At 46.8% G+C, this 26,694-nt stretch carries 4 protein-coding genes; all 4 read right to left on the bottom strand.

Annotation, left to right across the window (positions count from 1 at the left end):
* Nucleotides 1-62: 62 nt before the first annotated feature.
* The 4 genes from asnB to FB479_RS00715 are packed head-to-tail and all read right to left on the bottom strand — an operon-like array spanning nucleotide 63 to nucleotide 26,692.
* Nucleotides 63-1,880: an asparagine synthase (glutamine-hydrolyzing) gene (gene asnB / locus FB479_RS00730; protein WP_142061553.1), complete on the bottom strand. Its 1,818-nt coding sequence runs from the start codon at nucleotides 1,878-1,880 to the stop codon at nucleotides 63-65.
* A gap of 26 nt (nucleotides 1,881-1,906) precedes the next feature.
* A complete protein-coding gene (locus tag FB479_RS00725) occupies nucleotides 1,907-7,924 on the bottom strand; it encodes a non-ribosomal peptide synthetase (protein ID WP_142061550.1) in 6,018 nt (2,005 codons plus the stop codon).
* 54 nt (nucleotides 7,925-7,978) lie between these two features.
* Nucleotides 7,979-15,343, bottom strand: a complete 7,365-nt coding sequence (locus FB479_RS00720; protein ID WP_142061547.1) for a beta-ketoacyl synthase N-terminal-like domain-containing protein — start codon at nucleotides 15,341-15,343, stop codon at nucleotides 7,979-7,981.
* An 18-nt stretch (nucleotides 15,344-15,361) separates the two neighbouring features.
* Complete coding sequence (locus FB479_RS00715; RefSeq protein ID WP_142061545.1) at nucleotides 15,362-26,692, bottom strand: SDR family NAD(P)-dependent oxidoreductase; 11,331 nt, start codon at nucleotides 26,690-26,692, stop codon at nucleotides 15,362-15,364.
* Nucleotides 26,693-26,694: the final 2 nt, after the last annotated feature.

Below are 26,694 nucleotides of genomic sequence, written 5' to 3'. Positions count from 1 at the left end.
AAAGAAAAACAGTCAGGAAAAAACATCCTGACTGTCCTTTTTATCAGCAAATCCAAGGGCTTCTATCGAATGGAAATCTTGTATTCCTCTAACCACATATTTATCTGAACGAGGTATTCGATCAGCTTCGTTGATTGAGCGAGATTCATAGGTGCTTTGCCATCCAGCACAAATTGGATCACAGACTTATTAATCAATGGTACTAGAGGCGCATTCGGATTCGCTAAAATTTGTTTCATATGGTCCAAAATCGCATGGTAATACTCCGGATGATAGGTCATCGGATATGCGCTTTTGTTGCGGTACAATACTTCATGCGGCAAATATCCTTTGTACGCTCTGCGAAGCAAGCCTTTTTCGATTTGATCAATATTTTTTACTTTCCATGGAACATTCCATAAATATTCAACCAGACGGTAATCACAATACGGAACACGCACTTCAAACCCCGTATACATGCTCATTCGATCCTTGCGATCCAATAGCAATGGAAGAAAGCGTGTGATAAAGAGGTACGACATTTTGCGCTGTTGAGCTTCCAAAACTGTCTCCCCTTCCAAAGGGTGTACCTCTGCAATCCCTTCTTCATACCGCCTGCGAAGATATTCTTGTGGGCGAATCTTTTCGATGGCTTCTTCATTTAAAAATGAACTCCACCCGTCATGCTCCATCCAAGGAAATTTGCCTGAATTCAAGAATTTCTCCTTCTGAAACCAAGGATACCCATTAAATACTTCGTCTGCCGATTCACCTGATAGCGAAACGGTCGCTTTTTTCTTCATTTCCCGGCAGAACAAATAGAGCGAGGTATCCGTCTCCCCTAATCCCGGGAGATCACGTGCTCTCAACGGCATATGAAAATGAGAAATCAAATCTTGGGCGTTGAAGGTAATCTCTTGATGCTTCGTTTGTACATGCTCTGAAACTGATTTCGCCCATGGCGCATCCAAGCTAATGTGCAGCAATCCTTCTTCAAAATGCTGATCATTGTCAACAAAATCAACCGAATAGGTTTGCAGCGTCTTCCCTTTTTTACGAAGCTCTTCAGCGGCTAAAGCCACCAAGCCACTAGAGTCCAAGCCGCCAGACAGCATACTCACCAATGGCAAGTCAGAGATTAACTGACGTTGTACCGTGTCTTGTAACAGAGCGCGTATCCTTTCTGTCGTTGTATCCATATCATCGGTATGCACTTTACTTTCCAGTTTCCAGTATGGCCTTGTCCTGATTTGATCCTTCGTGACTGTTACACAATGTCCAGCTCGAACCTCATTGACATTGCGGAAAATGCCAAATCCAGGCGTTCTCGCCGGACCGAGTCCGATAATATCTGCTAACCCATCCGCTTCTACTTCAGGCTTCACTTTTGGATGGGCGAGCAAGGCTTTTAGTTCAGAGCCGAACAAGAACGAGCTCCCACGTTGACAATAAAATAATGGTTTTACACCTAAGTGGTCACGCGCTAAAAACAATCGATGATTTTTTTCATCCCAAATGGCGAATGCAAAAATTCCATTGAGATGACGGACACAATCCTCTCTCCATTCCAAAAAAGCGCGCAGTAATACTTCTGTGTCAGAATTGGTTTGAAAGGAGTGTCCAAGCATCTCTAACTGGCGGCGCAGTTCCAAATAATTGTAGATTTCGCCGTTAAACGATAAGACACACGTCTGATCTCCTTCACGGTAGATCATTGGCTGCTTGCCGCCTTCTGGGTCGATTACGATCAGGCGCCGATGCGCAATCGCTGCCCGAGGAGACAACCAAAATCCCTCTTCGTCTGGCCCGCGATGTTGGATCGCTTGAGCCATTTTCTGCAAAATAGCATGCTGGGATGACAAATCGTCATCCCAATCCAGCCATCCCACAATTCCACACATAGTAACCTCTCCTCTTGTTTGCAAATTTAGTGTTGGGGATGATACGTTATCGCATTGACTAACTCGCTTACCTTTTGCTCTGGGTTCGCTACCAATCCTTCTAAAAGAGCATTCAAGTGCTGCAGCATACTGCTAATCTCCTTATCGTTGAAAAAACGTCGATAATAGTTGATATGCAGGACCAGCACTTGTTCATAGAAAAGGATTTCCACTCGTAATGGATGCTCCGTCTGCGCGATAGAATCATAGATGGTAGCGCCGAGGACGTCATTAAATCCCCGAAATACAGAAGAGAAATCAGGGAGCTGTTCGCTGACCAGATAACTGTCAAACAAAAGCCGATCTCGTGGGATATCGCACCACTCGTATATTTTTTTCAGCGGCGTGTATTCGTACTGACTCGTCTCTACTACCTTGGACTGCATGTTTTGGAGCCAAGACAAGAACCTCATGTTTTGCTCGATGCTCACGCGAATGGGCAAAATATTGAAGAAAAGCCCGACAGAATGCTCGACCTCCATCATCGCTAGGCTGCGACCCGAGAAGATCGTACCAAATACAACGTCTTCCTTTCCGCTGTAATGATGGAGCAGCAATGCCCAAGCCCCCTGTACCAATGTATATGGCGTCAAATGATACTTCTTGGACAAGGATAACAGCGCCGAGGAGACTTCTGGCGATACGATGAACCTTTCTTGAGAATAGGGAGGCTCGTCGGCAGAAATATTCCTCCTGCTCGCTTGCGCCCATTCAAGAGTGGAGCTGGTCATTCCTTTCAGATTTTTCTTCCAAAACAACTCAGCATCCGCTAAGTCCTGCTGTTTTTGTAGCGCTACATAATCCCGATATGGATATACAGGCACAATATCAATCGCCTTCCCTTGGGAAAACGCTTGATAATATTCGAATAGTCTTTTCACGATCAACGTATAGCTCCAGCCATCCTGCAACATCAGGTTGAAGACATAAATAAAGTAGTAGACATCCTCTCCTACTTGAAGCAGAGCAAGATGCGCATGTGGAGCTTGGCCCATTTCAAATCCTTGTTGTCTAAGCTGTTGAATATAGGATTGCAATTGTTCATGTTGATTATCTTCCGGAACACCACGCCAATCTTCCTGTTTGATGTGGATATCCACTTTCTCATGCACGATCTGCATCGGTTCATCCAGCTCTTCCCAGATGAAGGAGGTTCGCAAGGCAGGGAATTGTTGGATGAGATGCTGCCATGCCTGCTCAAAAGCAGCAACATGGAAAGGGCCACCCTCTATGCGAAAAGCATGATGAACCACATTCAAACCAGGCTCTGGATGATGTTTGTATCGATAAAGCATATTCTCTTGCATGATCGTCAACGGATAAACATCCTCCATGTATAGGTTGTCTGCTTTTATCCGATCCAGTTGATGCTTATCAAGCGTTGGTAGCTCTACTGCTGTTGCCGTTCGCTTTGCACTTTGGGTGGAAACCCCACCTACAACCTCTGCCAGATCAGCGATGGTCTGGAATTGGAAAATTTGCTGAGGAGTCAATTCCAAACCGAATTGTTTTGCTCTCGCAACCACTCGAATGGTATGAATGGAGTCGCCGCCCAATCCGAAGAAGTTATTATGTATGCCAACCTTATCCAAGCCCAATATCTCAGCCCAGACATCGGCAAGAATTTTTTCCGTCTCCGTCGTTGGTGGTACAAAATCTCCTTCCATCTCTGGCACTTCCATAAGCGGCGCAGGAAGCGCTTTTCGATCCAATTTTCCATTCATGTTCACTGGCATTTCCTTGATAAACTCAAAGATAGACGGAACCATGTAATCTGGCAGCTTATCCCGCAAATAACTGCGCAGCTCTGGAATGAACTGGCGAGCAACTCTATCTGTCAAAGGATCGTTCGCATACGTTTCAATCGGCTGGTAGTTTTTCGCTGGACGGTGCCACGCGGTGACCACTGTGTTACGCTGTTTTTTTTCTAATAAATGCTCAGGTCGGAGCACAGCTTTAAAGCTGCCATCCTCGCTATCACCCATCCAAGTGATATCCACGCTGTAACGAAGCTCAGCACCCAACTTCCAAAGCTCCTCAGGGTCTATTCCAGTGCCTGCATGGTTCTGATCTGTTCTCAGTTCTTCCACGGTTTTGGTTTTGAGAACATCTTTGTCAGCAAGCAACGACTGGTATCGATTCGCCTTGTCCAACCGCAAATTAGGGATATTCGTAAGCCCTAAGATTTGCGGTTTATACTTGGTCATGATTTGACGAAGTCCCTCAATATTTTGGATGCCCTCCTCCTGCCAATCCAGCCATGAAAAATCCTCAATCGTCTGCACTTTTTTGCCGAGATGAAGAACCACGTCATAGCGATATCGGGTTAATTCGTTATGATGACTTCCACGCTTCAACTTGATTTCTACATGGCTGATTTGATGCAGCTGCGCTTGAAGTGCATAGAAAAATGCAGGATCGATAACCAGCTCCTGCTCTTGTCTCATTCGCTTCTGTACGCGACGCTGCAATTGATCGGCGGTCAACGTAGCCGGTGACTTTTCCATCTCAACCTCAGTAAGGAAGGTTTGCAGTAAAGAAAGATTGCGAACATCCCCGACAAAGATTGCTCCTTTGTCATTCAAGGCGTGTATAGCCTTTTTCAGCACATCCAGCAGGTAGCTCGCATCCGGGAAATACTGCACCACAGAGTTGAGCACAATCACATCGAACTTCTGTCCCTTTAGTCCACTAAAATCATCCGCATAGCTCTTACGCAGTGTTACATTGGATAAATCCTCTCTTTGGTTGATCAGTTTCTCCGTAATATAATCCAACGCCATCGACGAAAAATCCGTTCCCCAATATTGTTCACAATGAGGCGCTATCCGGGATAATAACAGCCCTGTACCGCACCCGATTTCGAGTACCTTTTTCGGTTGCAAGGCAAGGATACGATCCACCGTCGAATTGACCCATTCACGCATTTCTTCCGCGAAAAGAGGCTGACCTGTATAACTGCTGTTCCAGCTGGTAATGTTGAAATCGGCTTCATATTTATTTTCATCATCATAGGCTTTATCAAAGACATCCTGCCATTCTGATACCTGTTCCGCAGGGAGTGCTTCTTCTGTTGCCTTTTTCAGTTTTTCCTTGGACTGTGAATCGGGCACGATATAAGATACCAACTGCTTATGTCCTGGCCCCTGCTCGGATTCATGAACGATCACAGCCGCTTTTTGTACATGTGGATGTTCATCTAATACAGCTTCAATCTCACCGAGCTCGATACGGAACCCTCTTAGTTTGACCATAAAATCAATTCGGCCCAGATACTCGATTGTTCCATCCGGCATGTAACGTGCCAAGTCACCTGTTTTATAAAGGCGTGCACCCTCTATTTTGCTGAACGGATCAGGGATGAATTTCTCTTCTGTCAGCTCAGGTCGGTTATAGTATCCGCGAGCCAGTTGCACACCACCGATGTGCAGCTCGCCGGCAACACCCACGGGAACAGGATTCAGGTGCTCGTCTAACAGATAGATTTGGGTGTTTGCCACAGGGCGTCCAATCGGCACAGATCTAAGCTTGCTTCCTTTTTGACACGCCCAGTACGTGACATCAATCGCCGCTTCTGTAGGACCATACAGGTTGTGCAATTCCGCATCGAGACACTCGAAAAAGCGCTCCTGCGTTGAATACGATAAGGCTTCCCCACTGCAAATGACTCGTCGTAGCGTATCGCAGCCGTTAATTTCCGTCTCCTCCAGGAATACTTGAAGCATCGAAGGAACAAAGTGCATGGTGGTGATTTTCTCTTTTTTGATCAGGCGTGCCAGATAAGTCGTATCTTTATGACCTTCTGGACGAGCTACTACCATGCAGGCCCCCGTCATTAACGGCCAGAAAAATTCCCAAACCGACACATCAAAGCTGAAAGGCGTCTTTTGCATCACTCGATCGGTTTCATTCAGCTGATATTGTTCCTGCATCCATAAAAGTCGGTTGACGATACCGCGATGAGCATTCATCGCACCTTTTGGCTTGCCAGTAGAGCCTGAGGTGTAAATCATGTACGCCAAATTGTCGCTGTTGACTCCGCTTGCAGGTGCCACACGGCTCTCTATGCTGATTGTCTCCCAATCTGAATCGAGGCAAATGAGTTGGCCACCGTATTCAGGGAGCGTGTTCTTCAGCCCTTCCGCAGTCAAGAGGAAAGGAGGATTCGCATCCGTGATCATAAAGGCGACCCGATCTTGCGGATAGCTTGGGTCTAGGGGAACGTAGGCGCCGCCTGCTTTGAGGATACCTAACAGCCCGATGATCATCTCAAAGGAGCGCTCCATATAAATGCCCACAAGCGTTTCCGCTCTTACACCCATTTTCCAGAGATGATTAGCCAATTGATTCGCCCGTTGATCCAATTCACGGTAAGTGAGTTGCTCCTCTTCAAAAATAACGGCTGGGGCATCTGGTGTTTTGGCAGCCTGCGCTTCAATAATTTGATGAAGGCACATATCTTGCTGTGGGTAGTACGTCTTCGTATCGTTCCATTCAACTAACAGCTTTTGCTCTTCAGCAGCGGTCAAAATCGGCAGATCTGAAATCGGCTTGTCCGGATTCGCGACAATCCCTGCCAGCACGATTGTAAAGCTTTCTAACATACGACTGATTGTCGATTCATTAAAAATATCGGAATTGAACTCAACGTCTAGGTCAAGGATATCTCCTTTTTCTACAACCTGAATCCAGAGGTCAAACTTGGATGTGTTGTTACGGAACTCTTCAAATTTGACCAAGGAAAAGCCCAATGCAGACATGTCCGATTTTTTCGGCATAGGGAAGTTCTGCAACACAAAGCAGACTTCAAACAGTGGGTTTTGACTCATATTACGTTCAGGCTGCAATTCATCCACCAATCGTTCAAACGGTACGTCTTGATGCCTGTATGCGCTGTTCGCCGTTTCTCTCACACGTGACAGCAGCTCTCTAAAGCTTCGATTGCCGGAAACATCTGTTTTGAGGACCAACGTGTTTACAAAAAAGCCGACCAAATTCTCCATTTCCACTCGGTTGCGGTTCGCTACAGGCACTCCTACCCGGATATCATTTTGCCCGCTGTAACGATGCAGCAATATCTTTAATGCGGTGATCATGACCATATACAGCGTGGCGTTTTCTTGCTCGCTCAGCGCTTTTATGGCATGAGAAAGGGAAGAGGGAATTTGGAGCTTTAGGCTCCCCCCTTGAAACGTTTGGATGGGAGGTCGTGTACGGTCTACTGGCAGCTCTAACGCACTGCTTTCTTTTCCAAGGGTTTCTCTCCAGTAAGAAAGCTGTTTCTCTAGCACTTCACCTTGAAGCCATTCCCGCTGCCAGCTTGAAAAATCAGCATACTGGATCGGAAGCTCAGGCAATGGGGAAGGCTTGTCCGCAAGATAGGCCTGATAAAGCAGAACCATTTCTCTGAAGAAAACTCCGACTGACCATCCGTCTATGATGATATGATGAACGTTCAAAAGTAGGACATTCAAATCCACGCCGAGTTTGAATAAAGTAACACGCAGCAGGGGTCCCTTGGTTAGATCGAACACATACATGCTTTCCTCTTTGGCGAGTCGGCGAAACTCATCCTCCCTCTCCGCCTCGGGATGTCCTGTAAGATCGACAATGGGAAAAGGAATTTGCAAGGCAGGAGCAATGAGCTGATACGGCTCTCCGTTCGCGACTTGAAAGGTGGTTCGCAGGGCTTCATGGCGCTTCACTATCTCATTAACGCACCGCTCCATGATGTTTGTGTGAAGCTCACCCGATAGATGGAAGGCGGCAACCACATTATAGGCTGGACTATTTGGTACCAACTGGTCTAAGAACCATAATCTCTGCTGGGCAAAAGAGAGGGGCACGAAGCCCTCTCTTGAACGCCGCGGAATCCCAGTCTTTTTCGTCTCCAGTTTTGAGCCTTTCAGCTTCTCCAGCAAGGCCAGTTTCTTCTCGGAAAGCTTCGATCTGCTCTCGGCAAGTAACTCATCTCTTGATTTAGCTGATTCCTTATCATTGATCATCGGATTGCTCCTTCCCACATGTTGATTCTGTTGCCTTTCCTAGAGATGAATGCATCAGCTTAATAGCTCCAAAATTGCCTCTTCCGGAAGTTCATCAATAACAGCAATCAATTCCTCTTCAATCAGCTCCGCCATTCCTGCAACGGTTGGCGCCGAAAAGAGATTGTCTAGATTCAAATCAACCGGGAAGCTATTCTTCAATCTGGAAATTATCTGAGTGGCCATAATTGAATCGCCGCCCAGGTCTTGGAAGTTTTTGTGGATGTCAACCTTTTTCACTCCAAGTACCTCTTCCCAAGCTGCAGCAATTTTTCTGACTAGCTCGTTACGTGGTGTATCGTCTTCGTCAGCCTGTATGACATCATGATGGATAATGGAGTTTTGGATTTCTGTCTCCCTCCCATCAGCTTCTTCTGTCTGAACACGAGTTACCTCCGTTGATTTGGCTTTGTCTGCTGCTCTGTGTTCATGTTTTTCTGCTGTCAGTTCGGAGGTGGCGGCTGCTTCTTGATGGGTTCGATTGCCTACGACAACTTTGGGTAAACGGTATCGTTCCTTGGCAAAAGGATAGCTTGGCAGACCTGATAGACGGCTCACCATTCCTTTTGAATAGAGAGCTTCCCACTCTATTTCGTTGCCATGAACCCATAGCTCCGCCAGCTTTTTGATCTTCTTGTTCAGAGCGAGATTGCGGATAAAATCTCTTCCCTCTTCTGTATCGCCGATCTTGATTCCGCCCGTTTTGTTTATTTCTCCGGTAAATATATCTGCCGTTTTTGCCCCATTACCTTGTATGAATTGCTCTAGAAGCCCAATCAACTGTTCTTTCCTGTTGACCACGACTGCTAATCGATGAGACATGGATTCCCTTGCAGTCTGATAGGTATAAAGGAAATCTGCCAGTTCCACATCATGATGTCTTTCTATAAATGCCTTTGTTTTCTTGGCATAGGCCACTAATTGCTCGCGAGATTCGGCTGACAGCACGAAGACTCCCGTCGTTATCTCTTGCCCCTCAACAGGAGCAGCGGATCTGGTCTTGCTTCTATCCAACTCTTCGATCACCAAATGAGCATTGGTGCCACTGAAGCCAAAAGAGCTGACCGCAGCCAAACGAGTGCCTTTGGAATTGGTCTGCCAATCTTGCAGCTTGGTATTCACATAAACAGGGCTGTTTTCAAAATCAATGTGTTCATTCTCTTTGACAAAATGGATCGAAGGGGCCATCTTCTTGTTTTTCATGCTGAGCAAAACCTTGATGACACTCAACACCCCAGCCGCTGCTGTGGTATGCCCGATATTGGCCTTTAAAGAACCAATTGCGCAGAATCGTTTCTTCGGCGTGAATTGGCGGAACGATTCGCTAAGCGCATGAATCTCTACAGGGTCCCCTAATTTGGTTGCGGTTCCGTGCGCCTCGATATATTGAATGTCTTCCACATCAATCTGTTTCTTCGCGTAAATAGATTTTTGCAGGTCGCTTTGCGCTTGGAAGCTAGGCACGGTAATGCCCAATGTCCGTCCATCCTGATTGGTTCCACTGCCACGGATAACACCATAGATGTTGTCGTTATCCCGTAATGCATCTTGCAATCTTTTTAAAATCACAACGCCAACGCCATCCCCAACGACAATGCCATTGGCACCATTGTCAAACGGACGACACTCTCCTGTAGGAGAAAGCATCTTTGCGTTACTCATCGAGATAAACGGAGCCGGATGGGAATAAATCGTAATTCCTCCTGCAATAGCAAGATTGACCTCTTCTGTCTTCAGCTTTTGGCAAGCAATATCAATCGCAACCAAAGAGGACGAGCAAGCTGTGTTAACAGCCAAAGCTGGTCCTTTTAGGTCAAGGAAATAAGCGATGCGCGAAGCGAGTATACTCGTATCCGATCCGAGCATGCCAAAATGAGAGAAATCTTGTTCTACCGTCATTCCCGCCATAGCGCCAATGATAGTTCCAACGGGTTGTCCTCTTAGCATGGACGGGGTGTAGCCTGCGTCCTCTAATGCTTTATAGCTCTCTTGTAAAAGGATGCGCTGCGTGACATCCATCGACTGGGCTTCAGTAGGAGAAATTTTGAAAAACGCTGGATCAAAATATTCAATATCCTCCATCGCCCCGTATTTAATTGGAATATCGACGAGTGCATTTTCTTTGAAAAAGGCGCGCCAGTCTGGGTTGGTCACTTCTTTGATGCAATCTTTGCCCTGACTGACAAGCTCCCAGAATTCCTCTTGCCCCCGGGCACCTGCTGTGCGGCAGGAAATCCCAATGATCGCGATATCATCAGGAGCTACTTTAGGCGGCTCGTAGGCAATATTTGGCGTTGGGACTCTCTCTGTATATACAGGCTTCTCTTCAAGATTTCTGATTCTATGATTTTGGTTAAACGATTCTGTTTGCTCTACCTGTCGCTCTGGTAGATGAGTAGCGATGTAGCTCGCCAATGCTTCTAGCGTATTATGTTCAAATACAATACTTGTCGGCAGTTTCAGATGAAACTTGCTATTGATGGCTTCGGACAATGAAACGGCATTGAGAGAGCCGATTCCCAATTCCTTTAGGGACTCCACTTCTTCCAACTCTTCTTGTCTCAAGCCTAAAACGGTCGAAAAGACCTCGATCAGGCTCGCTTTAATTTTTGTCCGATCTGAAATGGACTGGTCTGCTGCCAAATTGGGCTTTAGTTCAGAATATTCAGATGACAATGGTTGATTTTGAGCATCTGACATGAATGGTTTACTTGAATAGAGCTGGCTAGGCTCGACTTGCTGCAAATGACTAGCAATATAACTTGCCAAAGCATCTAACGTATGATGTTCAAACACAACGCTGGTCGGTAGTTTCAGATTGAATTTGCTGTTAATCATTTCGGATAAGGCAACAGCGTTAAGTGAGCCAATTCCTATATCCTTCAAGGTCTCTACTTCTTCCAGTTCTTCTGGTTGAATACCTAAAACGGCGGCAAAAGACTCAACCAAGGATTCTTTGATTGTTTCCCTATTCCAATGAAAGCTGTGGTCAGGCTGATTTGGATTTGGGAGAGTTCTCGTTTGCTTTTTCGGATAAGGAATATAACCGCTGTTTACCATTTCCGCTAATGCTTCTGGATAGGGTCTTTTCTTCGCTATTTTGCTGGCGTTCCATTCACAACGCTTCGTGTACGCAAGATACGGAGCTTTTTTCAGCTTAAACAAGCAATAGCTGATCCACCCTCTTTCAAGAGAGATGGACTGATTCACCGTATTGATATACAAATCTTGAACGGCTTTAGGCAGATGCTTAATGTACTGTTCCACGTCAGGATCGTGCAAGGCGTTCGCAATCTGCGGCGATACGTCGATGATTTCATCGATCACTAACTGATGCTCCGCTAAAAGCTCAATCCATTCCTGCACAGTGGGAATGCTGACTTCTACGTTCTGGTCTACGATCGGTCCTCGCGTATTGGCAATGTAATCGATCAACAGAACAGTTCCCTCTTCGTTCAATGAAGAGGAGATATTTTGAAATAATCCGTGTTTATTTCGAATATGGAAGCTCACTTCAATCCCGACAATCATGTCGTAGTGAGCGGGAAAGGCATCCTTGGAACTGTCTTTGTTGAAAATTTTCGCACGAGCCCCCAGATTTTTCTGTGCGATTCGTTGATTGCCAAGCTCTGCTTGCGCCTTGGTAATCGTAAATCCATGGGTTTCAATATGCGGATAGAGCTCTGCTATTTGAATCACATCTGTCCCATGACCGCATCCGAAGTCCAACACTTTTTGCACACGCGAAAAGTTTTCTTTGCAAAAAAGTACTTGGCGCATCTCTACTTGCTTCTCTCTTACCATTTCTCTTTCCATCTGATATTTTTCAGGGTTCAATATGACACGACTCATTGAAAAGCCTGGAATCTTCCTTTCAAATGGACATACGGTCAAGTAATCCTCTGAAAACTCCGCTTCGCTGCTGTTGGCGCTATATGTGTAAATCTCAACAGCTTTGTTTTCGAATTCCGGATGAGCGGATGTCATGCTCGTCTCCCTCCTAGAGCGATTCGTTTGATTGCGTTCTATCCAGCACGTTCTCCTCTTAAATGGATAGGTTGGGAGCTTAGCGACTCGGGATAACTCCTTCCCTTTATGCAGCTTCTGCCAAGGGATAGGATTGCCTAGAACCCATAATTTTGCCAGTTCTCCTACATCTTTTGATTCGATTGCCCGTGTAACCCGGTCTGACAACAATTCTTTGTTTTCTTTGAGATCGCCAAAAAAGCAATGCTCCGTCTCTGCTTGATGTTCCAACCAGCGCTCTAGTTGCTGTAAAAGCTCTGTTTGACTATCGGTGATAACAGCCAAACGGCAAGGCATTTCTTCTCTTCCGATTTGAAGGGTGTAGGCTGTATTCGCTACATCGATATGCCGGTTCTTATGCAAATAACCAATCCAGCGATGAATGTACGCTTGCAATCTCTCTTTCGTTTTGGCCGAAAAAACAAACAGCTGAGGTTCTGAATCATTTACACTGCTTGGTGAAATTCGGTTGTATTCCTCAACGATAAGATGGGCATTCACTCCACCACCGCCAAAGCTGGTAATGCCTGCTCGTCGGGGGACTGTCTGCCCATCTACTGTGACCTGCTTCCATTCCGATACCTCTCGCTGCAATTGAAACGGGAGTTGATCAAAATGAATATTCGGATTCCATTCGTCAGGAATCAGGGTTGGAACCAGCGTCTGATGCTGTAAGGACAATATCACTTTCATCAGCTGCGACACGCCGGAAGCCGATTCACAATGCCCAATATTCGGTTTGACCGAACCGAGTCGATAATCCCCATCTGCTCCTTGACGGTTGTGGAAAGCTTTCGTGACCGCTGTCATTTCCACGGCATCGACTATATCTGACCCATAGGCAGAAGCTTCCAGATAACTAATGGTTCGAGGGTCCAGTCCGCTTTCTTCCAACGCCTCTCCAATCACATCTGCAATGGGGTTGGGGCTTGGTGTCATGTAGCTATTGGCTTTGCCCTTATGATTGACAGCAGTTCCACGTATCACGGCATAGATATAGTCTCCATCCCGCTCTGCCTGATCGTAATCCTTGAGAACAACAGCACCCACACCCTCTCCAGGCACAAAACCTATTCCGCCCTTCCCAAAGGCAGCACTGTCAGATGTATGGGAGATGAGCTGTCCCACAGTCAGACCAAAGTAGGTAAGCGGATGGGTGTACAGATTCACTCCACCAGCAATCGCCATGCTTCCCTTCCCGTTTCGGATGTATTCACATGCTTCATGTATCGCTACTAATGCTGAGGAACACATCGTATCGATCGGGATACTCGGACCCTGCAAGTTTAGATAGTACGAAGCCCGATTTACCATCGATGAATACGAGGTTGTCGGAAAGTGATGAGTGGTTTCCGTGCTGTACAAATGAAATCCTTGTTTCGTAATGCCACCAAATACCCCTGTTCGCTTGCGCAGCTCCGTAGACATCTTCGATGAGGCATAGCCTGCATCTTCTAACGCCTTCCAACACTCTTCTAAATACAGCCGCTCTTGGGGGTCTATGTTTTCCGCTTCTCGCGGAGTCATCTGAAAAAATAACGGATCAAACTGATCAAATTCCTCTAAGAAAGCACCCCATTTACTATAGCTTTTTCCTTGGGAAATGGCTTCCTCCCGATTTGGATGATAATACTCTGTCCAATCCCAACGCTCGGCTGGAATTTCTGAAATAGACTTTTTACCCTGTACTAAATTCTCCCAAAACTCGTCCAAGGTGTTCGCTTGAGCAAAGCGCCCACTCATGCCAATAATCGCTATTTTACCGGAGGACGCGGGCTTGGACGCCGTCATTTGCGAATGAGCAGATGACGCAAATGCTCTTGTTTTTCTTGGATTTTGTTTCCCTTCGGTTTTCGGCAATGGGGCAACCTCAACATGATCTTCCGTTCGATTTGGCTCCTGCTTGTGATTATCCAATCCTGTGAGCGAAATCAGCGCTTCTCTTTGTGTCTCTAGTAAATGCTCGACTAAATCCTCTACCGTCTGATATTCAAAAAACAAAGTACCGCTGATGGTTTCGCCGAAAATTTTCCGAAATTGATTGATCAGTTGTACAGATAAAATGGAATCCATACCATATGCCTCTAAAGGTTCGGAGGCATCCAATCGATTACTCGGCATTTTTAGCGTTTCAGCGATCAGCTGTTTGATGTATTTCGTACTTTTTTCGCGCAGTACATCCTGAATTGCCCTTCCTTCAGGAGCGGAAGGTATTTCCACTCTCTTTGCTTTTGATTGTTCAGCATGTACGCTCGGCTTAGGTTTAGGCTGTTTTATTTGCTGTTGGCGAATCACGCCGTCGCTTTCGGTAACAATAATCTGCTGTCCCATCGCGTGCGCCTCTTCTGTCGGGAAAAAGACCGACTGAAACCCTTCTTCCTCCAATACTCTCTGCCACGTTGACGAAGATAACCCAGGGCAGCCTGAAAGGCGCAGCTCTGGGTCTTCGTATAACCACCATCCCTCCAGCAAACCAAAGGTAAGATGGAGGAAGAGGGTGTTTTTACTCATTTCATTTAGTAAAAGCAAGCCGTTCTTCTTTAGAACGGCTTTCGCATTACGTACGGTTTGGCGAATATTTTTGGTGGCGTGCAGGACATTTGCTGCAATGACAATATCATAGCCGCCCAGATCAATTCCTTGTCCCGTCAACGGCTCTTCTACGTTAAAAATCTGATAGGTCAAATAAGGATTGCTTGGACTATACTCTTTTTCTGCATGCATGAAAAAGGCTTTGGAGAGGTCAGTGTAGCAATATTCCTGGATCTGCTCTTGATACGCCTTTAGTTTTTGGAAAACGACGGCACTCGTTCCTCCCGTACCTGCACCAATCTCGAGAATGCGAATTCGGGCCGCAGAATCTTGGTTCAGCCGTTCCTCAACAAAAGCAACCACTGTATCAGCAAGCACTTCATTGAAGTAGTCGGAAACCGAGTTATTTTTGTAGACCTTCTCGACTAATGCCATCGACGAATTGGGAAAGATGACCTCCGTGGCCCGCACTTTTCCAGTAAGAATTTGTGGTAAAGCACGCAGGGTTGCCTCGACTAGCTTGACTTGCGCATTCGTATCCGCATTTTTTAGCCAGACTTCTTTTTCTAGCTCCCATTCCTGCCAGACAGCAGCACTAGAAACGGAAGCAGTATCGATCACGGTAGATGTTGCGCTATCGTAAACGAGATAATCATTCCGGGCCAAAACAGAAGCCGTTTCTTCGAGCCACATGTCATATAAGTCAAGCAGACCGCCTTGTCTTTTGAGATCGCTGAGCGCTTGATTCTTTTCCGTAAAGCAGCCAAGCGACTGCATTTGACCCCACAGTAACTTTAAGAGAAGCTCGTCCATTTTGTTCATTCTAGGCACTCCTTCGGCTTACACGTATAGAACCGGTTTGTCCTGTTCTCTTGCTGATTGAGATTTCAGGGTGGTATTGACTAGAAATTCAGTGATGTGCTTAAGCGTTGGATAGTCCATCATCACAGCAGGTGTCAGTTCAAGCTGGTACTTCTGATTAATTTTGGTAGAAAACTCGGTGAGCTTGACTGGGTCGAATCCGTACTCCTTTAGTTCAATATCCGTATCGATTTCTTCGCTTTCTACCTTCAGGATTAGAGAGGCGAGTTGAATGATCGTTGCTTGTACGTCATCAAACAAGCTGTCCGTATCCATTTCTGATGCAAAATAGGCTGCTTTGGGCAAATCCTTTACTTTTAATTTGTTTTTAATGCTTGCCATGCTGGAGGAAATTTTGTTTGAAACGACTGCAACAGATTCACTTGTATTGATTCCGTCCATCTCGAGTGGCTTGGTCGTTTTCATCAGCGCCACTTGATTCATCGGACCAGATAACAAGGCTTCCAATGCCTCCATCCCTTCTGAAGGTTCAATCGAGCCAATGCCGATCTGTTCCATTCGTTCCTGATAGCCTTTGGACGCAACGATTCCAACACTGCCCCAATATCCCCAGTTCATTACTTTCACCGCACACGTCCATTCCTTGGCAAGCTGATGGGCGAAAGCATCTTTAAAGGCGCAGCCTGAAGCATAATTGCTTTGTCCAGGCGATTTCGTAAACGAGTTAATCGAGGAGAAAAACAGGACGAAATCCAATGGCTCCTCACCAAACACTTGGCTCATCCGAACACTTATTTCTACTTTTGGTACAAGTCCAGCTCGGAAGGTCGTCTCGTCCATATTCGCCAGACTTCTATCAAGGAGAACAATGGCGGAATGAATCACCCCGTTAATCTTGCCAAATCGCTTCTTGCTCTCTTCGTAAGCAGATTGCAGCGACTCGCGATCCGTAGCATCGGCTTTGATGTAGAGCGGTGCAGGTCCTAGGGCAGCAAGTTGATTTATTTTGTTCTGAATCGACTCATCTTTGTTGCGGCGACCGATCCAAATGATTTGTGCTTGATAGGTGCGGATCATGTATTCGCTCCACGCTTGTCCAATACCGCCCGCGCCTCCAATCACAACATAGACTCCATGTTGCTTATAAACCGTTTGACTGATAGAAGGACTCTGCACGGGCATCAGCTGTTGGCGATACCACGCGTGTCCACGATATGCCCAAGCGTTTCCATGAGCGTCGGCAGGCAAAGCAACAATATCACGAAGCGGCCACTCGGCATGCGCCTCCAAATCGACGAGTCGTACCTTCCAGTTCGGATATTCCTTCGCCATCGATCCGATCAATCCGTGGATGCTGGCATGCGTTGGACGGACCGTATCTTTTTTGGAGATAGCCTGCGCCTGAACAGTAATGATCGTCCAGCCCAAGTCTCTCGTCTGATACCCCAACGCAAGCAAAGCCTTGATCAAGCGGAAAACTTGAATAACGCCCCGTTCCTGCTCGATCATCAAGGACTCCTCTTTTACGGATTCCACAGAGCTGTCAGGAGCCACCCACATAATATGATCGATCACACCCTGCTCTTCCAGCTTTCTTGTGATTACCTCGATAGAATCCTTTGACTGAAGCGGCAAAACAGCAGCTTGAGGGTAATGACGTTGAAGGAGACTTCTGTCCCCTTCTTCGGCGCAAACGATGACTACCTTATCACTTGTTGCTGGAATGACTTCCCCTTTTTCTACAGACACGGCGTTCCATACTGGAGTGAGCATCGTGGTTCCCATCAGTGAGGGAGTAGAAGTCACTGTTTCCTGGGTCTCTCTCACCGTTACACCCAGTTTTTCACTTCCAACTGCAAAACCTTTCATCCTCACGCCTATTCTGCCTGTCTCATCACATAAATCGATATCTACTTTAGCTGTCTCCGCCTCCGCTTTATCACTGGATCGAATGAGAGCATACATCACAGCAGGATGATTCTCGAAGATCTCCAGCTCTTCAAGCGTAAAACTACCATCTGGTTGGATGGAGCTGATGCTGTCAGATGATGTAGCCTCCGTGATGAGATAACGAGATGACTGCATCAGAGACTCCAGCAGGCTTGGATGGAGAACGAATTGTTCTGCTGTCTCCATGGCAATCGAAGGCAAGGAGAGTTTTACCAGAACTTGTCCCCGCGCCCTGTATACTTGGTCAATCCCTTGAAAATTCGGATGATCATCCATTCCACGTTCTTTTAACAGCTCGTAGCATTGTCGGGCAGTAAGCATCTCGCTGCTCTCGGCTTGCAAGGCAGGCAGATCCAAAATTGGTGCTTCAACAAGCGAAGTGAATTCGACCATACCTTGGCTATGTACAGACTTGGTATCATCTTCATTCGATTCGCTGTAGATTTCATAAGCAAGCACGCCAGTGTCCTTTGGATAGATACCTAGATGTACGTGAACCAGATCATCGCCCACAAATAGTGGATGATCTGTCGCAACATGGGTCATTCGAATTCCAGATAAACTCCTCTCTCTATCTCCTGCTGCCTGTTTCACTGCCGCCCGTGCCATTTCCAGATAAGCAGTGAGTGGAAAGAAGCGCTGCCCGTTTCCAAGAGGGTCAGCCAAGAACGGCTCTTGCCCTGTGAAACTTGAACTGTATCTCAGTTCATAGAGGTCAGAGGTGTTCTTGTGAAGCAATGGATGGAGGATATCCCCTCTAATCGAAGATGCTTCGGGCATACCTGTTGCCATTGGCTTTTGAACGTCTATCCAGTAACGCTCCTTGGCAAAAGGATAGGTAGGCAAACTGATGCGACGCGGCTTTTCGTTACTATATAACTTATTCCAATCAAAAGAGACGCCTTTGACCCAAAGGTTCATCAGTTTTGCATATTTCCCCTTGGCAATCCATGTCTCCACGGTTTTCTTCATATCTTCATCAGCAAAAAGAGCTACCGTGTCATGGTTGCGTTTCACTCGCCCACGATACAGCTCGGCAATGTTCTCTGCGCCTTCTGCAAAATGCGTTAGCTTTTCCGCGAGCTCACCCACTGATCTGACGATAACAGCCAAGCGTTCTTCCAGCGCTTCCCGCCCTACTTGAAGCGTAAAGGCGATATCACCCAAATGGGCATCGGAGAATGCTTCTTCTGTGATCGCCTTCAATAATCGATTCACTTGAGCGAACAGCCTCTCTTCGTTCTTCGCTGAGAGCACGATGATTTTAGGCTGCTGTGGCTGAATGCTGCTCTCGGGCTGTCTATCCTTTTCGTGATACTCTTCGATGACGATATGGACATTAGCTCCACCCGCCCCGAATGACGATAGCCCCGCGATTCTCGGATACTCCTTGGTTACTCCGTTGCTTTCAATGATGGGTCGTTTCCATTCTGCCAGCTTTTGTTGAACTTCAAAGGGGGTATCACTGAAATCAATGTTTGGATTCATTACCTCAGCGTGCAAGGATGGTGCGATTTGACCATATTTCATCTGAAGCAGTATTTTGGTCAAGCCTGCAATTCCTGCCGCGCTCTCCGTATGTCCAATGTTCGACTTGGCCGAGCCGATGGCGCAGAATTGTTTGTCTTTCGTATATTGTCCAAATGCGCGAGTCAGTCCCGCAATTTCGATTGGATCGCCCAAAGCGGTACCTGTACCGTGCGCTTCGATATAACTGACGGCACGAGCATCCACTCCCGCCCGCTGCAATGCCTCGTGGATTACCTGCGACTGCGCGATGGGGTTTGGTACGGTATATCCATTTGTTTTGCCGCCTGCATTGAGCATGCTTCCCTTGATCACGCCGTATATGTGGTCTCCGTCGGCAATCGCCTTTTGCAGAGGCTTCAATACGATAGCTCCCACACCTTCTCCATCTACAAAGCCATCCGCTTGATCGCCAAACGACTTGCAGCGGTCACCAGCAGATAGCATAGTCGCTCCCGACAGTCGAATATAGTGAAACGGATCGACAATGAAATTGACCCCGCCAGCAATGGCACATTCACTTGTACCGCTGTACAGGCTTTCCAAGGCTAAATGAATCGCCGTCAAAGAAGAGGAGCACGCCGTATCCACTGCCAGACTTGGTCCTTGGAAATTGAACAAGTAGGAAAGACGATTCGCAATCGACCAGTAGCTCGTTCCTGCTGGATAATTTCCGTTCATGACACCAACAAACACACCAATTTTTCTGCTTTCTCCTAAAGTGGCAGGAGTGTAGCCCGCATCTTCCATACTGGCGTATGCCGTTTGTAAAAATAAGCGCTCCTGAGGGTCCATCTGCTCCGCTTCGTTAGGCGAAATTTGGAAAAATAGCGGGTCGAATTTATCCATATCCTCGATAAAACCGCCCCATTTGGTGTACATGTATCCTCTTTTTCCTTTTTCTTCGCTGAAATATTCTTGCCAATTCCAACGATCCTTCGGCACTTCCGTGATGCAATTCTTCCCTTCTTTCAGGCGAGACCAAAACTCCCAGACATCCTCCGCTTGCGGATAACGACCTGCAAGACCAATGATCGCGACATCCTGTCTGGACGGCGCTGTTTGTTTTTCCGCTTCCGTATCAAGAACTTGCAGGAAACGGCGGGACTTTGCCTTTCGAAATGTCGACCCGGCTTGCTCTCTGGTTGGCTTTGCAGAAGCTGCTGCGTTGGTTATTTGCTTTTGAACAGGCTGCTGTTCATCTATTCCTACTAATGCAAACAATTCATCCGCTTGTGTTGTCATGAAATGCTCGACCAGCGCATCGATCGTTTGATATTCAAAAAAGAGCGTCGTGCTGATCTGATGCAATTTTTTTCGTAAGACATTCGTCATTTGCACAATCATAATCGAATCAATGCCATACTCCTCGAGGGCGGCAGAAGAATCGATCTGGTCGAATGGAATTTTCAGTGTTTCTCCGACCAATTGCTTGAAATAGGCTATGCTTTTCTCCCGAAGCATATCCTCTGTGCTTGTTCCTCTGTCTGCATTTGAAGGAATAGGTAGAGGAGAAGCTGAGGTCCCCATTGATTTCTGCTGTTGTTTGGACTTGCGGACAACACCGTCACTTTCAGCAATCATCAACTGTGGATAGGAGACAACTCGGTAGCCCTCATCTCTCAATACTTTCTGCCAAGCTTCCAGAGGTAGTGAAAGACCTGCTGCGAGGTCTTTCCCTACGTTTTGATCGGTCATCTCTTTTACTAGAAGCAGGCCATTCCTTTTTAAGAGATTCTTGCAGTTACGCAGGGTTTGGCGAATTTGCTGAGCGGTGTGCAGTTTATCAGCTGTGAGAATCAGGTCGTAATCACCAGCATTCATTCCTTGTTCACCTAACGCTGCTTCTGGATCAAAAACTTGGAAGCTCACAAAAGATTGATAGGCATGTAATTTTTGTAAAATCAAGGAACTGGCAGATTCTGTACCTGCTCCGATTTCGAGAATCCGGATTCGCGCTGATGGATCCTGCTTCAATCTCTCCTTGATAAAGGCAGCCACCACATCAGGAAGCCCTTCATTTTCATGGGCGGACAACTGTAGCAAGGAAGGATAACGTTCAGAGTGAATATCCACCCATTCCTCTACCTTCATCCCTTCAATGACAATAGGCTTTGTGATCTTCATGAAAGCAACTTGATCCATGGCTCCTGCGAGAAGTGTCTCTATCGCTTGCATTGCTTCTGGAGGCTGAATAAGGCCAATGCCGATTTGCTCCAAACGACGATACGTTTCTACCATCTCTTGATGAGACTCTTCCACTTGCCCACTGCTCCAATATCCCCAATTGATCAGTTTCACCGCACATGGCCATGCTTGGGTCAATTGATAAGCATAGGCATCCTTAAAGGTACATCCAGCCGCGTAGTTGCTTTGCTTCGGAGCTTTTGTAACTGCCATGAGCGATGAGAAGAATAAGACAAAATCCAAAGGCTCCTTCTCAAGCACCAAAGCGATGTTCACACTCACATCAACCTTAGACGAAAGCACTGCTCGGAAACCTTCCTCTTGCATCGTTTCCAAGCTTTCCTCAACCAAGACCATGGCAGAATGTACAACTCCGTCAATCCGTGTATACGTTTGCTTTATCTGTTCATAAGCTTGTTGCAAAGCGTTCTGCTGCGTTGCATCCGCTGCTATATAGTCTGGTGCTGGTCCAAAAGCGGCAAGCCTGTTAATCTTCGCTTGAATCTCTTCATTTTTTTGACGACGACCCATCCATATGATCTGGGATTGATAGGTACGAATCATATATTCGCTCCATGCTTCACCGATGCCACCAGCACCGCCGATCACCAAATAAATGCCACCCTGCTTCATACGTGTCTGATTGATCGGAGGATGGTCGACGGTAAGCAACTGCTGGCGATACCATTCACCCTGGCGATAAACCCACGGACGCCCCTGACGATCTCTTGGCATCCTCAACATATCATCCAATGGCCATTCAGATTCGTCCTCTACATCCATGAGTCGAATCTTCCAGTTTGGATATTCCTTTGCCATCGAACCTATTAACCCATGAATACTCGCGTGGCAAGGATTCACAACATCTGTCTTACGAATGGGCTGGGATTGAACCGTGATGACACTCCACCCCAACTCCTTACTTCCGTATCCCAAGCGAAGCAAGGCTTTAATCGTTCGGAAGCATAGAATCACTCCCTGATCTTGCCCTGCGATTAATCGATGCTCCGCCAAGGAATCTATCGCATCAAAAGGAGCGATCCACACCATATGATCAATGGAATCAAGCTCTTCCAGTCGCTGTACGATTTCCTCAATCGTATTCTCAGCCTGAATGGACAACACTTTTGCTCGTGGATAGTGTTGCTGAATGGCGCTCGCATTCTCTGCATTTCCGCCCACAATGACAACCTGCTCATCAGCAGCAGGGAAAAGCTCCCCCTTCTCAAGTGGAGTCACATCCCACACAGCGGACAGCATGAGATTCCCCACCGAAGGCTCCAGTAAGGTTGCGGAGGCATCGCTGCTTGAAGAAACGTGGCTCGCTGGCTTCCCGTCCTCCAGCACTCGCATGGAATATCCCTTTATTCGTACACAAACAGTTCCTTTTTCATCGCACAAATCAATATCCAGCTTCTGCACCTTGTCAGCTGCGCTGCTGTTGGCACTGTAGCGAACGTACGCCCACATCGAGGAGGTGCACTTGTCGTGAATTTCGACTTCCTCCATGGCAAAAGGCAAGGAGGGCTTGCGGCTGGAATGATCATCCGCTGATGGTGTATCTTCCCCGACCATCATGAGCCCGATAGATGCCTGCAATGCAGAATCCATTAGGCTTGGATGCAGGACAAAAGAGTTCTCCATTTCGGAGACGGAGGCTGGCATGGACAGCTTGGCTAATACTTTGCCCTTCCCTACATACAAGGTGTCAATTCCTTGATGTGCCGAACCATAATCCATTCCTATTGAATGAAAAATGCTGTAGCATTGTTCGGATGAAAACTCACGTTGACTGCACTCTGCTTGTAAGGACGGCAGATTCAACACATGTTTCTCAGCAACAGAATGAAGCATGACGCTGCCCTGACTGTGTACGACAGGTTCTGCATCCATAGCCTCCCACTCGCTATAGATTTCAAAAGTAATCTCACCATTCTCTTCAGGAACAAGACCGATATGTATCTGTGCAGGTTGGTCACCTACAACCACTGGCCGTGTCCAAACCACGTTTTTGAGTTGAATCTTGGCTGGTTCTTCTGTCAAGGCAGCCGTTGCTTGCTCTGCTGCTGCTCTCGCCATCTCCAGATAGGCAACTCCCGGCAAGATTCTCTGATTCTTCACAACATGATCTGATAGGAAAAACTCCTGACCTGTAAATGTCGAACTGAACCTCTGTTCAGAAAAGTCAGAAGTATTCCGCTGCAATAGTGGATGAATCGCAGTTTCGCTCGTGAATGGAGTGTCTGTCTTGCCGCTTACAGATTTATTTTTGCTCTCTGGAATCCAATAACGCTTCTTCGCAAATGGGTACGTCGGCAGGGAAACACGTCTAGGTTTGTGATTCAGGTAAAGCTGCTCCCAATCCATTTCATAGCCTGTCACCCATAATTCAGCCATTTTTCTGATGTTGCCTTCTGCAATCCAGCTTTGGATAAGCTGTTGAGAGTCGTTGTTCGGCTTCAAGCTTCCTTCCCAACAATGATCGATCGTATTCTCGCCTTTCGAATAAGCTTCCAATTTTCCGATCAGCTCTGGTATATTCTCGACGACAAAGGCTACTCGTTCTTTCATCCCTTCTCGTCCAACTTGCAGGGTATACGCCACATTTTCCAGATCGAGTTGCGTTTCTGGATCAGCAAAAGACAAAACTTCTACCTCTATATCATCTCGATGGTTATCCATGAGAGAAGCGATAACAGAAGCAATGGAGCTGCTTTGATCGAACTCCTTGATATCTAACTGAATTTGCAGCTCCTCTTGCATTTTTTGCTTGAGCTGTGTGAGTTGAACGAGGTCTACTCCGTATTCATGCCACTCTTGTTCGATCTCAATGCTGCTTTCTGCCACATGAATAATACTGGATAAAATATTGCGAAGCTTCTTCTCCAGCATTTCTTGAAGCTGATTTCGCTTCTCTTCCGCGCTTGGTTGAGGGGGATTGTCAGTTGATGCCCCTTTTAGAAACTCCGCTACTTTTCGCGCATAAACTTGTAATCGTTCCTTATTTTTGGCAGATAGCGGAATCATCACTGGGTTATTTCTATCACCAATGGCTTGCGCTTTCGGCTTTGTTTCATCTGGGATGTATTCTTCCAAAATAATATGGGCATTGGACCCCGAAGCTCCAAACGAGCTTACCCCTGCTCGTCTCGGAACGGTGACTTCTTGGCCGTTTTCTATGATCACCGATTTCCATTCTTCTGTTTGTTGCTGTACATAAAAGGGTGATTGCGCAAAGTCAATAAACGGATTTAGTTCCTTGGCATGTAAGGAAGCAACGAGCGTTTTATGGTGAAGCTGAAGAACAGCTTTTTGCAGACCGCTGATACCCGCGGCAGATTCTGCATGCCCGATATTTGATTTCACCGAGCCAATTGCGCAAAACTGCTGATCCTCTGTATATTGACGAAACGCTTTCACCAATCCTTGAATTTCTATCGGATCGCCTAAAGAAGTTCCAGTCCCGTGCGCCTCTACATAACGAATCGTTCGCGCGTCCACACCGCTCTTTTCCAGGCATGCTGTAATCACTTCTGCCTGAGCAACAGGGCTTGGTACGGATGGCCCGCTCACCGATCCGACGTGGTTCACACTGCTTCCTTTTACCACGGCATAAATATGATCTCCATCCTCAATCGCTTTGCGCAATGGCTTCAACACGACCGTACCGACGCCTTCTCCAGAAACATACCCATCGCCATCCTTGCCAAAGGTATGACAATAGCCATCACTCGAGTGCATATCCATCATGCCGTATGACAAATATTTGCCAGGATGCAAGGATAAATTGACGCCCCCCGCCAATGCTACCTCACATTCACCGCGCTTGATGCTCTCCAGCGCCAAATGAACAGCCGTCAGCGAGGATGAGCATACCGTGTCAATCGCCATGCTCGGACCATGAAAATTGCAGAAATACGAAACGCGATTAGCAATCGGTGCATAGTTCAAGGATAGCGGGAACATTTCTCCCCGAGACATCGCTTCCGCTCCGATGAGGGAATAATCCTTGTGCATCACGCCAACAAAGACACCAACCTGCCGCCTGTTACTGCTCCCCCGCGGCGGAACAATCGTCTTCGGCGTATAACCCGCATCTTCCATCGCTTCCCAGCATGTTTCCAAAAACAAACGCTCCTGGGGGTCCATCGTTTCTGCTTCCCGCGGCGATATTCTGAAAAAGGGAGAATCAAAGCAATCAGGGTCTTCAATAAACCCTCCCCATCTCGACATCTGCTTCCCAGATGGGGATTTGAGTTCTCCAAACTGCTGCCAATCCCAGCGAGATTTCGGGACTTCTTTGATGCAGTCTTTGCCCTCTTTTAAATTCATCCAGAATTCATGGAGATTTCTTGCCTCTGGATAACGCCCTGCCATCCCAATGATCGCAATTTCTTCATCGGCATTCGCTGCATGACTCTCAGAGGTTGCTGATGAATCTACGACCCTGGCAGGTTGCGGCAGCTCTTGTCTGCCTTCCTGTTTCATCGAATCAAGCCCACTGAATATGGAAGCATGATTCTCAGCAAGATAGGCGGCCAACTCAGCGATATTCGTATATTCAAACAATAAAGTAGGAGCCAGCGGCGTTCCTACTTTCTCTTCGACAGCCTTCACAACTTCCAACAAGCCCGGTGAATTAAGCCCCATTTCATAGTAACCAATCTGCGTATCAATCAACGCGGCGGGAACTTGTAATCGAGCTGCCAGCAGTTGTTGTAAAAACGTTTGTGCTTTACTCACTAAGGCAGATTGCGATTCATTCGCCTCTTGAACAGCTCCTTTTGACAGAGATACCGTTTGCTTCGATAGTTGGATCTCCGCTCGAAGCTGAGGTACTTCTTTTTTATTGGGATTGATCAGACCAGGATCACGAACTAACTTGCCCGCAAAATTTTGCAAATGTGCTATTTTTCTACCTGATCGATCAAAGAACTCCATCGTCATATACATCAGTTCATTTTTTCGTTGAATGGATGAAGTTTGTACTCTCGCAAAGCAATGCTGCTGTAATAGAGCTGTGGCACGAAAAGATTCATAAAAAAGCGGCAAAAATAGCCGTTGTTCTTCTTGGACTACCGAGGTGAACAATACCATCGAGCCGATCGCAGACCCATCGACCAGTGTCGGGTGAAACATGAACCCTTCCGCACTGGGAAGGGCATGTTTACCGAGTGAAATCTCCATTACCGCCGCTGAATCTGTTTCGTAAATCGTACCTTCTGCCTTCATAAAACCTGTGTGCACCAGTTCCTGACGGCGGCATTGCTCATACACGTCATGCAGATTGACCTTTTTGTTTGCCTCCTGCTCTAGCATGGGAAGATCCAACGTTTCATCGAACTGCTCAGAAGTATGGTGATGCATTTCAGCAGTGACATACAGCTTTTTCTCCGAGTCTACAATGCCGTTGCGCTGTGTCTGACCCTCCATCCGAATCTGCCACTGTCCTGCTTTGCTTTGCGTGCACCAAATGCTCAGCATGACATCATAATCTTGTCCCACCATGATCGGATGATAGATCGTTAGATTACGAAGCTCAAGCTCGCTGTAATCATGACCATTTTCTCGAAACATTTGATACAACAGATCAATATGGGCTAATCCGGGCAACAGCTCCTGACCGTGCGCTTTATGATTTTTGAGGATTGGATGGTTGATCGTTATGAGAAACTGATCATGCACTT

This window comes from Brevibacillus sp. AG162, from assembly GCF_006715575.1.
GTDB lineage: Bacteria > Bacillota > Bacilli > Brevibacillales > Brevibacillaceae > Brevibacillus > Brevibacillus brevis.
This window is presented reverse-complemented; position numbering and strand designations above follow the sequence as displayed.

Excerpts from the sequence above, each read along its gene's own strand:
- FB479_RS00720 (WP_142061547.1), bottom strand. The coding sequence starts at position 15,343 with ATGAACAAAATGGACGAGCTTCTCTTAAAGTTACTGTGGGGTCAAATG.
- FB479_RS00725 (WP_142061550.1), bottom strand. The coding sequence starts at position 7,924 with ATGATCAATGATAAGGAATCAGCTAAATCAAGAGATGAGTTACTTGCC.
- asnB (WP_142061553.1), bottom strand. The coding sequence starts at position 1,880 with ATGTGTGGAATTGTGGGATGGCTGGATTGGGATGACGATTTGTCATCC.